Source organism: Pedobacter sp. Leaf250, from assembly GCF_920984735.1.
Taxonomy (GTDB): Bacteria; Bacteroidota; Bacteroidia; order Sphingobacteriales; family Sphingobacteriaceae; genus Pedobacter.
On sequence record NZ_CAKLBU010000002.1, the window covers coordinates 23,062 to 36,284 of the forward strand.

Sequence of the window (13,223 nt, forward strand, 5' to 3'; positions counted from 1 at the left end):
TTTATATTATTGTTCTTTATTCGAAAGTGTAATGTTAATTCTTGTTCCAATGGCTACTTTAGTAACCGAATCGGCTGGCATTGGATCTTGTTTAGTAATAACGGCATTTGCACTGTCTGTAATGCTGCCTTCATAAATAATATTCCCTAAGCTTAAATTCGATCCTTTTAGGCTAAACTTAGCTTCATCAACAGTTAAACCAACCAATTGTGGTACATCAACTTCCTGGCTGCCTCTGCCATCGCCTAAAACTAAATTAATTCTCGATCCTACTGGAATAATATCGCCAGCTGCAATTGCAGAGCCTCCGAACGATGCTTCTAAAACTACATCTCGGCTCACATCTGGTTTATAAGTAGTGTCGCCAAGTTTTAATCTCGAACTTTCAATAATTGCTTGGGCTTCTCTTAAGGTTTTAAAAGCAATATCAGGGAATTTAGTATTAGGGGTTTTGCCCGCATTAATAGTTAAATAAATGGTTCGGTTATCCTTAACAAAGGTGTTGGGATCAGGATCTTGATCAATAACAATTCCTGCAGGCTGATCCATAATAAAAACAGAATCTACTTCATATTTTAAACCAGCATCTTCTAATTTTTTAACTGCTTGTTCAAATGCCAAGCCTTTAACCATTGGTACATTTAACCCTTGACCATGTTTGGTATAATATCTTAAACTAAAAAATGCGATAAGCAGAAGCAATACAACAGTGATAACGGCAGCTAAAATATTGTTCCTAAAGCTTTTGGTTTTTAAATAATCTATAAATTTAGACATGAATCTTTAATTCTGGTGTTAGGCGTACAAATTCAAATGTAGTTAATTTAATATCGATAGCATTTTTTGAATAATCGAATTTATTGCTTTGAGCAAATATAATACCATCAATTATTAATTCTCTCCCTCAAAATTAAACAAAGCACAAAGATATTTATATTTTTGATGATATAATTACGATCAAATTCTATTTACAAATAAGGGTTTTTAAAGATGAAAAAAACGATTGCATTGTTAACAGGCGGTACCACAGGCGAATGGGTTGTTTCGGTAAAAAGTGCGGCAACTATTGCTCAAAATATCGACACTGAATTTTACGATGTTTATAAAATTATGCTTAATGATAAGGGATGGTTTTATGAACCTGCCGATTCCGTTAAAATAGATATTGATAAAAATGATTTTTCATTAACGCTTGAAGGTCGTAAGATTAAATTTGATGGAGTATTTATTGCCATTCATGGCTCGCCAGGAGAAGACGGAAAACTGCAAGGATATTTCGACATGCTTGGTATTCCTTACACTACTTGCGATGCACTAACATCATCCATAACGATGAATAAAGGTTACACTAAAGCTATTGTAGAAGGTATTGACAATTTATTTACGGCAAAATCTATTCAGATTTTTAAGGATGGTGATTACAACTTGAATCAAATTAAGCAAGACTTAAAATTACCTTATTTTGTAAAACCAAACAGTGGTGGAAGCAGTATCGGGATGAGCAAAGTTAAACATGCTGATGATTTGGAAAGTGCTGTGGAAAAAGCTTTTAATGAGGATACTCAAGTGCTTATTGAAGAATTTGTAAGCGGAAGAGAATTTTCTATAGGCGTATACAGCGCTAAAAGCGAAATTATTGTTTTACCAACCACCGAAGTGATTCCTGCGAATGAATTCTTTGATTTTGAAGCAAAATATACTCCGGGCGCAACACAAGAAATAACGCCAGGTAACATGAATGAGGAGGAATATTCAAGGGTTCATCAAATTATCAAAAGCGTTTATAAAAAACTTAATTGTAGGGGTGTAGTACGCGTTGATTATTTCCTTGAGCACGAAACAGGTAAATTTTATTTTATTGAAATTAATACCATTCCGGGGCAAACGGCTACCAGTTTTATTCCACAACAAGTTGCTGCAATGGGCATCTCATTAAAGCAATTTTATACCAATTTAATGAAAGAAACCTTGGGGTAACTTTAATGGATATTCAACAGCTAATTAGCGATGGCTTTGCGATAAAAAAATATCCAAAGGATGCGATTATATACGAACCTGGAATGTCGCCACGATATGTTTACTTTATTAAATCGGGAGAGGTAAGGATGGTTACTGTAAGCAAAGATGGGAAAGAATTTATTCAAGGGGTTTTCAAAACAGGCCAGTATTTTGGAGAACCTGCGCTAATTGTAAATAGAAAATACCTGGCTTATACCATTGCCAGCAAAGATTCTGAAATAATTCCAGTAGCAAAAAATCAATTCTTCAATTTAGTTGAAAATACGCCAGGGTTCAGCATCAACCTTATTCAAACGTTATGCAATAGACTGTTCTATAAATCGATGATGTTAGAAGAACTGGCCAATGAAAAAGCAGAACATCGATTGTTAACGATTATTAATTATCTGCTAAACGATATCGAAACCGGTGAAAGCTTAAAAGTAAGCCGACAGGAACTAGCTGATATGACTGGTTTGCGGGTAGAAACGGTGATTAGAGAAGTTAAAATATTATCTGATAAGGGATTAATTCACACAGAAAAAGGAAAGATAATTCGACATTTTTAATATTTCATGGATTAATTTATAAATATGATATAGATCATAATTTAACGATTTATTTAGGTTTACATTTGTGGTATAATGAATTCCAATATGGCAGAGTTATCAAAATTTCAAGCTTTTATAAATTGTAAATGTCCACGTTGCCGTCAGGGCGACATTTTTACAGGAAGTGCATATTCTTTTAAATTGCAGAAAACCAATATTAATTGTCCGGTTTGTAATCTTAAATTTGAACGAGAGCCAGGTTTCTTTTATGTAGCAATGTTTGTAAGTTATGCCATGAATGTCGCCGAGATCATTACAATTGGAGTGGCAGCTTATGTTTTAGGACTTGCATTGGTTTATGAAAACCTATGGTATTATGTTGGAGTAATTTTATTAGGCGTATTTTTGTGCTCTCCAATTAATTATAGATATTCTAGAGTAATACTACTTCATTACTTAACTCCAGGTTTGCATTACGTACCAGGAAGTGGAAATAAATAAAGAAAAGCCCCAATTTAGTTGGGGCTTTTCTTCAATTATTTCATAGGGTGCTGTATATATTCTGAAAGTCCCTGCACTTTTCCATCCTTTATTTTAAAATCATTGTACAATTGGATGGTATCAATTTTTCCATCTTTTGTAGAGGTAACCTGTTTGTACCACAAACTAACCCATTCTTCACTTTTATCCTTATTTATTACCGATGCCATATCTTCCATATCAATTTTAAAACTGCTCATTTTAGCAAATTCACCCTGAATTTGATTTAAGAATTGTATTCTGGTGCCTTTAAATTTATAACCATCTAAGTTGAACCAAACACTATCAGCAAGTAACTTTCCCATTGTAGCTGTGTCCATATTTTCAAAAGACTTGATGATACTGAGGGCAGTTAGTCCGTTTTTATGATCGTTGTTTATTTTCCAGCCTTGTACTTTTTTAAATGTATAAGGATACTTTGTGGTGTCTGCTGTTTCAGCATCGGTAGTTTTTGTATCCTTGTTTTGGCAAGCACCAAAACATAATGCCATTAGCAATAGAAATGAGATTTTTTTCATAACAAATTAATTTAGTTTAGTATGCTTAAATATACTAAATATCTGTAAACTAAATACTTGAAATTGAATTTTATGAACAACTTTACACTTTAGCAGAAGGATATTTCTTTTTGATTGAGCTAATCAGAAAATTAATAACGGGCAAGATTTGAATGAAAATGAATATTATGAAAATTATATTGAGCTTTTTATGATGGCTCAAAATATAATCCATTGTTTCTGCATCAGTCGTTTCGATTAATGCTAACGATTTGTGGAATGCATCACTAATCCATACTGCAATAGAAGGTAATATAATTAGCAAACTGATATGTAACCATGTTAGTAGCTTAATTGAAAAGTATTTGTTTAGAAACTTATATAATGCGGCAAACGTTATAAGAAATCCACAAATGAATGCCACAATGAAAGCATAGTTAACAAAGAAATAAGTATCCGCTATATTAATATCTATGGTGTGATTTACAAAAACAGTGGATATTAAATATGAAATTGCTGCAAATGCTAAAACATTGTATGGTTTAAAAATGATTGCCATTTATTTAAGGGTAATCTCATTAACCAAAGCTTTAACATTATTAACTGATGTTAGTTCATATTGATATTCATCTTCAATACTTCCCATTTTCGTTTCTGCGTTACGAAATTCCATTCTACTAGGAATAAAACTTTTACAAGAGGCATGAAATTGATTGGCACCAGTAGTATTAATGAGTGCTCGAATATTACTGTGATTGATTCCTGCTCCCGGCATAATTTCGATTCTACCATTTGCTTGTTGAATGAGACTTGACAATCTAGGCGCACCTTCGATAGCAAAATTTGCGCCTCCCGAGGAAAGAACACGAATAATACCCAATTCAATTAAATCTTCCAAAGCCCTTTCCATATCATTACTCATGTCAAAAGCCCGGTGGAAAGCGACAGGAAGCGGTTTGGCATTTTCAATTAATTCAGCACATCTTGCCTTGTCAATGCTTCCATCTGCGTTAAGTATTCCAATCACAATTCCATCACAATTTAATGATTTACAAATTTTTACATCCTCGATCATTAACTGAAACTCTAGATCAGTGTATAAAAAGTCGCCACCACGAGGGCGGATAATCGGCCAAACTTGAATGGATAAATTTTTCTTGGCTAATGCAATTTGTGCATAACTGGGCGTAGTTCCTCCCTCTGCCAAGTTATCACATAATTCTACCCTAACTGCACCTCCAATCTGGGCATTTAAAGCAGATTCATAGCCATTTGCACAAACTTCTAAACTCATAGTTTTCTGAATAGGTTTTGAATCTTCACTGCTCATATATTACTGTATCTTAAGTAGTTTTGTTAAATTTATTTATCAGGTGAATCATTCACTAGACCTAAAACTTTCCAACCTTCTGGCGATTTATATACATTTAATTGTTGGATAGATTTTCCACTATCAGGAAACCAGCAAACCTCAGTAATGATCCAGTGGGTATCATTAATTTTATTTCTTTCAGGAAAAGCATTTGTAATCTTTGAGAAATCAGGAAAGCCATGTTCCTCAATATTATTGATAAAAGATAATTTTAATACATCTGCGGTTTCGTTAATTAATTCATTATCTAGCGCCACTTTCATTTCTGCAAGCATAGATTTTGCTTCTTCATGAAAATCCTTACAATCCATAGCTGCATGGATATCTTTATGATTGTAGGCCTTTTCTAATGAAAGAATGGCGCCCTCTGGTGTTTCAAGATTGGTTTTGAAATGGTCTACTCCCTCATCAATGTAAAGTCCAATATTTTGATCGAAAGCAGGCTTCTCTTTGTCAGGGATGCCATCTCTGATAGCACGGATCGTGTAACCACCAATTAATTTCCCATCTTCAATAATCATCCAGTCGGAAATTAATTGGCGATCGATACCAATTTTTTGATTTAATTTTACGGTTGTTACATCAACAGGCTCATTACCAACAGTACCATATAAATGTCCTTCATCATCAAAATGAGGTTCTGTTAACCAAATATGTTCTCCATTTTCACCATCAATAATTTTTACTTTAATTGAAAAATACACCTGATATGGTTGTGGATTTTCTAAACTATCTTCAAAATACCATAGTGTTAAATTGGCCTTTTCAATTGCCCAATTCATTCGTTCGTCTTCATTGGAAACATAAACCATATCTGGTTCACCTTTGCGCTCCTCAACATTTTTTTTGCCAAAAATTTTTGATAATAATCCCATTGCGTAATTTATATGTTAAACGATTTTATTTGGGATGATCTTTAAAATTAATAATAGCTATTTCCTTTGATTAACAAATCTTGTTTTTCGGCATTGCAAACGGCAAAACTAAAGCCTTTTTGAATGGCATATGCACCATATTCACCTTTCTTGTTAATGGCTAAAAAGCCAACCTGGATATTTTTTGCAGTTTCTGGTTTCTTTTTAATGATACGCATTACCGCTTCTTTGCAGGCTGCTTCTGGTGTATAGCCTTGTCTCATCAATTCCACAACTAAAAAAGAACCCACATTACGAACTACTTCTTCACCAACACCTGTTGATGTTGCACCACCAACTTCATTATCAATAAATAAACCAGCACCAATAATCGGACTATCGCCAATTCTTCCATGTAACTTATAGGCCATACCGCTAGTTGTGCATGCTCCAGATATATCACCTTTACTATCAATTGCTAACATGCCAATTGTATCGTGATTGTATTGGTTGCCAGGCAATTTTTGTGGAGCAGCTTTTTCGTATAGCTTGTTCTCAACATTCATTACTGGCTCATATTTCGCTGTTTTAAGCCATTCTTTCCAGGCTTTTTCACTCGAGGGAGTAAGCAGATTTTCTTTTTTGAAACCTTGCTCCAGTGCAAATTGTAATGCACCATCACCCGCTAGCATAACATGGGGCGTCTTTTCCATTATTTTGCGAGCTACAGAAATTGGATGCTTAATGTGTTCTAATGCTAAAACAGCTCCACAGTTACCATTTTCATCCATTATGCAGGCATCAAGCGTTACTTTACCATCTCTATCTGGCAAACCACCATAGCCTACAGTTTGATTTTTTTCATCCGCTTCCGGAACCCATACACCTTGTTCAACAGCATCCAAAGCTCTTCCACCTTTTGATAAAACTTTCCATGCATCGGCATTTGCAGCGATACCAAAGTCCCAGGTGGAAATTACGATTGGAAAGTTTGCTTTATTATTTGAATGGTTTGGAATAGCATCAGCCATACTTGTTTTATCAATGGCTAATAAACCTGCAGAAAGGGCAGAGGCTTTTATAAATTTACGACGGTTGAACATGTTTGGGTTAGCTGTAAAATTTTTTAATAGATGTTATCTGCTTATTTAAATTAAATGTAATGACAATTTAACTGATAGAAAATTGATCGGCGTCTTTTAAAAACGGAAATTGTCTTCTAATTTTTGCCAACTCTTCATAATTGATGGTTACGGTATACATATCTTCATCTTCCGGTTTGTAATATACCGTACTTCCATAAGGATCTATAACCATAGAATGACCACCATGATAAATTTGGTTACCATCATGCCCAACACGATTTACACCGATAACATAACTTTGGTTTTCAATTGCTCTGGCTGGAATTAATGCTCTCCAATGTGCCGACCGTTTATCGGGCCAACTGGCTACAATCAGCAATATATCATATTCCTCATTCACGTTACGCAACCACACTGGAAAGCGTAAATCATAACAAACAGCCAACCTGATTTTCCATCCTTTGAGCTCAACAATGAGTTTATCTTTTCCGGCTGTAAAATTTTTATCCTCCTCACCTAAACCAAATAAATGACGCTTATCATAAAATTTATAATCGCCATTTTGCTCCATCCAAATTAAACGGTTATAATAATGTCCATCTTCTTTTATAATTAAACTACCTGTTACCACGGCATTATATTGATAGGCCATTTTCTGCATCCATTGCATGGTAAAACCACCCATTTCTTCGGCTAGAGTTTCCGAATTCATGCTAAACCCGCTGTTAAACATTTCGGGTAAAATAATTAGATCAGTTTTCTCCCGAACACCCATAGATAAACGAAGGGCAAGGTTTTGTAAATTTTTTTCTATGTTCTCCCAAAATAAGTAAGCCTGAAAAATGGTGACTTTCAGGTTTTCTATTTGAGTGTAAACAGGTGTTTCCATATGTTTAGTTTTACGGGATGATTAAACATTTTTTAGCTTTTCTGCAGCCAAAGCAAGGGTTGTATTTTCTTTAGCGAAACAAAATCTTATTATTTTATGATCGGTTGATTTTTGGTAGAATGCCGAAACAGGGATGGTGGCAACTCCAAAATCTTTAATTAGCCTCATGCTAAAATCTGTATCCTTTTCATCACTAATATTACTATAGCTAACGCACTGAAAATAAGAACCATTGCATGGTAGCAATTCTAATCTAGTATCAGCGATAAGTCTTCTAAAATAATCTCTTTTATCTTGAAAAAATTGGGTAATTCCGGTATAATGTTTTGATTCTTTAAGGTAATTAGCAATAGCTTCCTGCATAGGGCTATTAACGCTAAAAACATTGAATTGGTGTACTTTTCTAAATTCTTTCGTCAGTAATTCTGGAGCCAAACAATATCCTAATTTCCAGCCTGTAGCATGCAATAGCTTACCAAATGAGGCTACAACGAAACTTCTTTCCCTTAATTCAGGAAAAAGCATCACACTTTGATGTTTCTGTCCATCATAAATTAAATGTTCATAAACTTCATCGCTTAGAATTAAAATATCTGTTCCGTTTATTAATTTGATTAATGATCTCATATCATCCTCAGATAATATACTGCCCGTTGGGTTTTGAGGAGAATTCAGGATAATCATTCTGGTGCTCGATGTGAAGAGCTTTTTTACCATATCCCAATCAATTCCATAATCAGGAGGTGCAAGCTCATAAGTTTTTACCAAACCTCCTAAAAGTTTAATTGTAGGGGCATAGCTATCATAAGCAGGTTCAAAAATAATTACCTCATCGCCAGGATTAATTATTGCTGCTAAAGCTGTAAAAATAGCTTGAGTTCCACCGGCAGTAACAGTAATTTCGGTGTCAGGATTATACTTTATATGATATAGATTTTCAACTTTTTTAGCAATAGTTTCCTTTAATAAGTTATTGCCAGGCATTGGCGCATATTGGTTAAAGCCATCTTTCATGGCTTTACTCACTAATTCGGTAAGTGCTGGATCGCAAGCATAATCTGGAAAACCTTGCGATAAGTTAATGGCATTATGCTCTGCTGCAAGTTTAGACATTACCGAGAAAATGGTAGTACTTACACCAGGAAGTTTTGATTGTATATTCAACATGTTATAAGCGAAAATAGCAAAAAAACATTAAAGTGTGCTATTGTTTCAGATTATGGAGACGTCAGAACCGCAGAGAACAGTATCACAAGAAAATCTAAAATATGTTAAAGAAATATCAGTTACACTCTTCGATCGATGATAAATTTTATATTGTTTGTTGATTATGAAAACGGCAACAAAAGTGAAGATTTTAGCCAAATTTTTAACAAAATTTAATTTTTTATGATACGATTTTGTAGGCAGAACTGCTTTAAAAATTTTACATTTACCGCCATAATCATTTATACAATAAGATGAAGCATAATTTTGGCGCAGGCCCTTGTATTTTACCTCAAGAAGTGTTTAAACAAGCTGCACAGGCAGTTTTAGATTTTAACGATGGATTATCAATTTTAGAAATTTCGCATAGAACAACCGAATTTGAGGCAGTTGTTGCTGAAGCTGATAAGTTGGTGAAAGAGTTATTAAATGTGCCATCGGGTTATTCCGTTTTATTTTTACAGGGCGGTGCGAGCTTGCAGTTTGCAATGGTTCCAATGAATTTATTGGGCGATGGACAAACCGCAAGTTATTTAGATTCGGGCGTTTGGGCAACCAAAGCTTTAAAGGAAGCTAAATTTGTAGGCAACGTTAATGTTGTTGCCTCATCGAAAGACTCGAACTATACTTTTATCCCGAAAGATTTCGATATCCCGGCTGATAGTGCTTATTTCCATTATACTTCGAACAATACCATTTACGGTACAGAACTTTTTGAAGTTCCAGAAACGAGCGTTCCTATTGTATGCGATATGTCGTCAGATATTATGAGCCGTGTAATTGATGTATCTAAATTTGATTTGATTTATGCTGGTGCTCAAAAAAATGTGGGTCCTGCAGGATTAACTATTGTGATAATAAAAGATGAAATTTTAGGAAAAATTGACCGTAAAATTCCATCGATGTTAAACTATCAATCGCACATAGATAATGGCTCTATGTACAATACGCCGCCGGTTTTTTCTGTTTACGTTTCATTGTTGAATCTTCGCTGGTTAAAATCGAAAGGCGGTGTGGCAGAAATAGAAAAGGAAAATAAACAAAAAGCCGAAGCACTTTACAGAGAAATTGATCGTAATCCATTATTTAAAGGCACTTGCGCTGTTGAAGACCGTTCCAAAATGAATATTTGTTTTGTGATGGAAAATCCTGAATTGGAAAAACCATTCTTAAAATTTGCAGAAGATCAAGGTATCATTGGTATTAAGGGGCACAGAAGTGTTGGTGGTTTCCGAGCATCAATGTACAATGCATTGCCAATTACAAGCGTACATGCGCTGATTGATGCCATGCAATCATTCGAAGAAAAACAGGCAAAAGCAAACTAATTCAAATTATAAAAGATAATTGATTCTCATTTATATCTGTGTAATCAATTTAATCAGTGAAATCATATTATGATTAAAATATTAGCAAACGATGGGATAGACCCTATTGGTAAAGAATTATTGGAAAAGGCAGGATTCCAGGTTGATACAGATACTATTCCTCAAGAACAATTGGCTGAGGCATTAAAAAACTACGATGCCATTACCGTTCGCAGTGCAACAAAGGTTAGAAAAGAATTAATTGATGCTGTACCAAATATTAAATTAATTGGTAGAGGTGGAGTTGGAATGGATAATATTGATGTTGAATATGCTCGCAGTCAAGGTGTTGCTGTTGTAAACACGCCAGCGGCATCATCATTATCTGTAGCAGAATTGGTTTTTTCTCACATGTTTACAGGTATTAGATTTTTACAGGATGCTAACCGTAAAATGCCTGTAGATGGCTCTACCCAATTTAATAATCTTAAAAAAGCTTATGCAAAAGGTACAGAATTAAGCGGTAAAACCATTGGCATAATAGGTTTCGGTCGTATTGGCCGTGCAACTGCGAAAGTCGCTTTAGGTTTAGGTATGAAAGTTTTAGCCTACGATTTATATCCTTCGGAGTCTGAAATCACTCTAGAATTTCAAGGTGGACAATCGGTAAGTATTCCAATTAAAACTGTTTCTTTAGATGAAGTTATTGCTGGAAGCGATTTCTTCAGTTTGCACACTCCATTTGCCGATAAACCTATTTTAGGAGCTGAGGAGTTTGCCAAAATGAAAAATGGCGTGGGTATTGTAAACTGCTCTCGTGGTGGTACAATTGACGAGCCAGCATTACTTGAAGCACTGAATTCGGGCAAGGTTGCCTTTGCTGGTTTAGATGTTTTTAATAATGAACCTACACCGTTAGCTGAAATTTTAACACATCCAAAAATTTCTTTAACACCTCATATTGGTGCATCAACCAACGAAGCGCAAGAACGTATCGGTACAGAACTGGCGACTTTAATTATTGAGCATTTTAAGAAGTAATAGTGATTGTCATTCTGAGCCTGTCGAAAAACAATTGTGTTTCGACAAGCTCAACATGACATCTCTATCAATCCAAAGCATTTGTTAACACCCAATAGCGATAACCCAATATTGCCTTTTGAAAGTTTGTGAGTTTATTCGGGTCTTTTTTAATCAAGCTAGGTAAAATTACATTGTTAACTTTAACCAAAACCTTAAACAGTGCCTTTTTCATATTTTTTCAGTTTTTTATTGAAGAAATAAAAACCTCCTATCATCATTAAAATCAATGCTATAATGATATAGATTGATAAACCTTGTGAAGCTTTTGTTAACTCTTTCTTGAGTTGTTCATTTTGATCTTGCAATTTCTTGATGGTTTGCATGTAATTTTCAATTCGTTCTTGCGAATTATCTGCAACAGCAACTTTCTTTTGGTTTTCCAGATCCTTATAGTCCATCAATACTTTTAATTCCTTAAAAATATTGTTATCCGTTAGTACAACTTGACGAAGAATTTCATTTGAGTTTTTGATGTCTTTTTTAGTTTGCCAGCCAAATATTCCTGTACGTTGATTTAAGCTTTCATCATATTGACCAAACTTTGAACTTCGTTCTGCAAGTAATAAATTGACCTTAACCCGTTGAGCCGCGTAAGTGGTAGTATCTTGTTGTGCCGATGCACAAATACTCAAAAATAGTATGGAGAGCAAGTAGAAATATTTCTTCATGCGATATAAACGTGAAAAGGGTAGAAGTTGTTTGGAACTTGGTCTAATGGTTCATTTGTCGACTTGGTTCAGTGATTCACTTGTCATTAGTTCATTGGTTTGCAAAGTCGAATTTGTTCAGTGGTTCATTTGTTCATTAGATCATTGGTTTGCAAAGTCAACATAGTTCAGTGGTTTATTTGTTCATTAGATCATTGGTTTGCAAAGTCAATTTGGTTTAATGGTTCATTTGTTCATTAGTTTGCAAAGTTTATAGTGCCTTATTATTACAGCCATTACTTTACAAATCCCAACCCAATGAACAATTGAACTAATGAACTATTGAACTAAATTAAGGATGAAACTCAACCCTAACAATATCGCCGAGATGCAGACCTAATAAACCACTTGCTTTACCTTTGTTAATTGCAATTTCCAGGTGATTACTAATTCCAAACAGGCAAAGTTTTTCACCCTCTTGAACTTCGTTATAATGCCAGCTTAATTGTGTAATGGTTTCACTTTTTCTAAAATATAAAGTGAAGTCGCGATTTTTTTGGATTCGCGTAAATAGGTCTTTGGTGATATTGGTGATGACGTTGCAGAAAGTGTCGATATAAACTACACTCCCTCGAATGATATCCCGCTCGATAACAGGATGTAAAAGCATCTTTTGCTCAATCTCTGCTACAGGTAAACCAATGTCTTTTAGTCTGCCGCCTTTAGCTAAATGAGTGGCTGCTTTTACAAAAATATCAACCAGTGGGAAGTGAAGATATTTTAAATCTTGCATAATATTCAGCTCTACAACATCCTCAGGAATATCATCAAAAAGCAAAGAGAAAATCCCATTATCTGCACCTACGAAATAATGATCTCGGTGTTTAATGGCGATGTATTTAGTGTTTTCGCTGTACACAGAATCGATACCAATAAGGTGTACTGTATTTTTCGGGAAATAAGGATATGCGTTCTTTAAAACAAATGCAGCATACGAAATATTGAAAGATGGAACTTCGTGGGTAATGTCTACTAAATTAACATTAGGCATAAGACTTAGCAGGCTACCTTTAAGGGCACTCTGGTAAAAATCTTTCGAACCTAAATCTGTTGTTAAAGTAATTATCCCCATTAAAAATTCATTATTATTGCTTATTCTTGTGTAGAGGCATAAGCGTCTGCAAATATTCAAAT

At 34.6% G+C, this 13,223-nt stretch carries 16 protein-coding genes; 5 read left to right on the plus strand and 11 right to left on the minus strand.

The window, feature by feature from the left end:
• Positions 1–6: 6 nt before the first annotated feature.
• Positions 7–777, minus strand: coding sequence for a PASTA domain-containing protein (locus tag LUA91_RS01920; RefSeq protein ID WP_231424263.1), 771 nt, complete (start codon positions 775–777; stop codon positions 7–9).
• Between the two features lie 213 nt (positions 778–990).
• Between LUA91_RS01920 and LUA91_RS01925 the strand changes: the two genes are divergently transcribed.
• The 3 genes from LUA91_RS01925 (at position 991) to LUA91_RS01935 (ending at position 3,050) form a co-directional block, all read left to right on the plus strand.
• A complete protein-coding gene (locus tag LUA91_RS01925) occupies positions 991–1,977 on the plus strand; it encodes a D-alanine--D-alanine ligase (RefSeq protein ID WP_231424264.1) in 987 nt (328 codons plus the stop codon).
• Positions 1,978–1,982: 5 nt separating this feature from the next.
• Entirely contained in the window at positions 1,983–2,567 is a 585-nt protein-coding gene (locus tag LUA91_RS01930; protein ID WP_231424265.1) for a Crp/Fnr family transcriptional regulator, read from the plus strand.
• Between the two features lie 87 nt (positions 2,568–2,654).
• Positions 2,655–3,050, plus strand: coding sequence for a DUF983 domain-containing protein (locus tag LUA91_RS01935; protein ID WP_231424266.1), 396 nt, complete (start codon positions 2,655–2,657; stop codon positions 3,048–3,050).
• A gap of 35 nt (positions 3,051–3,085) precedes the next feature.
• Here the strand turns inward: LUA91_RS01935 and LUA91_RS01940 are convergent, their stop codons facing one another.
• The 7 genes from LUA91_RS01940 to LUA91_RS01970 form a co-directional block, all read right to left on the minus strand.
• Positions 3,086–3,607: a hypothetical protein gene (locus tag LUA91_RS01940; protein ID WP_231424267.1), complete on the minus strand. Its 522-nt coding sequence runs from the start codon at positions 3,605–3,607 to the stop codon at positions 3,086–3,088.
• 82 nt (positions 3,608–3,689) lie between these two features.
• On the minus strand, positions 3,690–4,145 hold the full coding sequence (locus LUA91_RS01945; protein WP_231424268.1) for a hypothetical protein: 456 nt from the start codon (positions 4,143–4,145) through the stop codon (positions 3,690–3,692).
• Positions 4,146–4,916, minus strand: a complete 771-nt coding sequence (locus tag LUA91_RS01950) for a copper homeostasis protein CutC (protein ID WP_231424269.1) — start codon at positions 4,914–4,916, stop codon at positions 4,146–4,148.
• A gap of 32 nt (positions 4,917–4,948) precedes the next feature.
• The gene (locus LUA91_RS01955) at positions 4,949–5,833 is read right to left on the minus strand and encodes a YegJ family protein (RefSeq protein WP_231424270.1); all 885 of its coding nucleotides are present in this window, start codon (positions 5,831–5,833) and stop codon (positions 4,949–4,951) included.
• 47 nt (positions 5,834–5,880) lie between these two features.
• Positions 5,881–6,915, minus strand: coding sequence for a N(4)-(beta-N-acetylglucosaminyl)-L-asparaginase (locus LUA91_RS01960; protein WP_231424271.1), 1,035 nt, complete (start codon positions 6,913–6,915; stop codon positions 5,881–5,883).
• Positions 6,916–6,982: 67 nt separating this feature from the next.
• Positions 6,983–7,786, minus strand: a complete 804-nt coding sequence (locus tag LUA91_RS01965; RefSeq protein WP_231424272.1) for a nitrilase family protein — start codon at positions 7,784–7,786, stop codon at positions 6,983–6,985.
• Positions 7,787–7,807: 21 nt separating this feature from the next.
• Complete coding sequence (locus LUA91_RS01970; protein WP_231424273.1) at positions 7,808–8,953, minus strand: methionine aminotransferase; 1,146 nt, start codon at positions 8,951–8,953, stop codon at positions 7,808–7,810.
• Positions 8,954–9,246: 293 nt separating this feature from the next.
• Between LUA91_RS01970 and serC the strand changes: the two genes are divergently transcribed.
• Positions 9,247–10,320: a 3-phosphoserine/phosphohydroxythreonine transaminase gene (serC, locus tag LUA91_RS01975; RefSeq protein ID WP_231424274.1), complete on the plus strand. Its 1,074-nt coding sequence runs from the start codon at positions 9,247–9,249 to the stop codon at positions 10,318–10,320.
• 69 nt (positions 10,321–10,389) lie between these two features.
• On the plus strand, positions 10,390–11,340 hold the full coding sequence (locus tag LUA91_RS01980; protein ID WP_231424275.1) for a D-2-hydroxyacid dehydrogenase: 951 nt from the start codon (positions 10,390–10,392) through the stop codon (positions 11,338–11,340).
• A gap of 67 nt (positions 11,341–11,407) precedes the next feature.
• On the opposite strand, the gene LUA91_RS01985 is transcribed toward LUA91_RS01980, so the two are convergent.
• The 3 genes from LUA91_RS01985 to LUA91_RS01995 all read right to left on the minus strand — a co-directional run bounded on the left by LUA91_RS01985 (position 11,408) and on the right by LUA91_RS01995 (position 13,161).
• On the minus strand, positions 11,408–11,554 hold the full coding sequence (locus LUA91_RS01985; protein ID WP_231424276.1) for a hypothetical protein: 147 nt from the start codon (positions 11,552–11,554) through the stop codon (positions 11,408–11,410).
• Positions 11,535–12,050, minus strand: coding sequence for a hypothetical protein (locus tag LUA91_RS01990; RefSeq protein WP_231424277.1), 516 nt, complete (start codon positions 12,048–12,050; stop codon positions 11,535–11,537). Before LUA91_RS01990 ends, LUA91_RS01985 begins: the two co-directional genes overlap by 20 nt.
• Before the next feature lie 331 nt (positions 12,051–12,381).
• Positions 12,382–13,161 carry an S-adenosyl-l-methionine hydroxide adenosyltransferase family protein gene (locus LUA91_RS01995; RefSeq protein WP_231424278.1) on the minus strand — a complete coding sequence of 260 codons (780 nt, stop codon included), beginning with the start codon at positions 13,159–13,161 and terminating at the stop codon, positions 12,382–12,384.
• Between the last annotated feature and the right edge of the window lie 62 nt (positions 13,162–13,223).

What these genes read in the sequence shown, in the direction of transcription:
- LUA91_RS01920 (WP_231424263.1), bottom strand. Translation starts at nt 777, where the DNA reads ATGTCTAAATTTATAGATTATTTAAAAACCAAAAGCTTTAGGAACAAT.
- LUA91_RS01925 (WP_231424264.1), top strand. Translation starts at nt 991, where the DNA reads ATGAAAAAAACGATTGCATTGTTAACAGGCGGTACCACAGGCGAATGG.
- LUA91_RS01930 (WP_231424265.1), top strand. Translation starts at nt 1,983, where the DNA reads ATGGATATTCAACAGCTAATTAGCGATGGCTTTGCGATAAAAAAATAT.
- LUA91_RS01935 (WP_231424266.1), top strand. Translation starts at nt 2,655, where the DNA reads ATGGCAGAGTTATCAAAATTTCAAGCTTTTATAAATTGTAAATGTCCA.
- LUA91_RS01940 (WP_231424267.1), bottom strand. Translation starts at nt 3,607, where the DNA reads ATGAAAAAAATCTCATTTCTATTGCTAATGGCATTATGTTTTGGTGCT.
- LUA91_RS01945 (WP_231424268.1), bottom strand. Translation starts at nt 4,145, where the DNA reads ATGGCAATCATTTTTAAACCATACAATGTTTTAGCATTTGCAGCAATT.
- LUA91_RS01950 (WP_231424269.1), bottom strand. Translation starts at nt 4,916, where the DNA reads ATGAGCAGTGAAGATTCAAAACCTATTCAGAAAACTATGAGTTTAGAA.
- LUA91_RS01955 (WP_231424270.1), bottom strand. Translation starts at nt 5,833, where the DNA reads ATGGGATTATTATCAAAAATTTTTGGCAAAAAAAATGTTGAGGAGCGC.
- LUA91_RS01960 (WP_231424271.1), bottom strand. Translation starts at nt 6,915, where the DNA reads ATGTTCAACCGTCGTAAATTTATAAAAGCCTCTGCCCTTTCTGCAGGT.
- LUA91_RS01965 (WP_231424272.1), bottom strand. Translation starts at nt 7,786, where the DNA reads ATGGAAACACCTGTTTACACTCAAATAGAAAACCTGAAAGTCACCATT.
- LUA91_RS01970 (WP_231424273.1), bottom strand. Translation starts at nt 8,953, where the DNA reads ATGTTGAATATACAATCAAAACTTCCTGGTGTAAGTACTACCATTTTC.
- serC (WP_231424274.1), top strand. Translation starts at nt 9,247, where the DNA reads ATGAAGCATAATTTTGGCGCAGGCCCTTGTATTTTACCTCAAGAAGTG.
- LUA91_RS01980 (WP_231424275.1), top strand. Translation starts at nt 10,390, where the DNA reads ATGATTAAAATATTAGCAAACGATGGGATAGACCCTATTGGTAAAGAA.
- LUA91_RS01985 (WP_231424276.1), bottom strand. Translation starts at nt 11,554, where the DNA reads ATGAAAAAGGCACTGTTTAAGGTTTTGGTTAAAGTTAACAATGTAATT.
- LUA91_RS01990 (WP_231424277.1), bottom strand. Translation starts at nt 12,050, where the DNA reads ATGAAGAAATATTTCTACTTGCTCTCCATACTATTTTTGAGTATTTGT.
- LUA91_RS01995 (WP_231424278.1), bottom strand. Translation starts at nt 13,161, where the DNA reads ATGGGGATAATTACTTTAACAACAGATTTAGGTTCGAAAGATTTTTAC.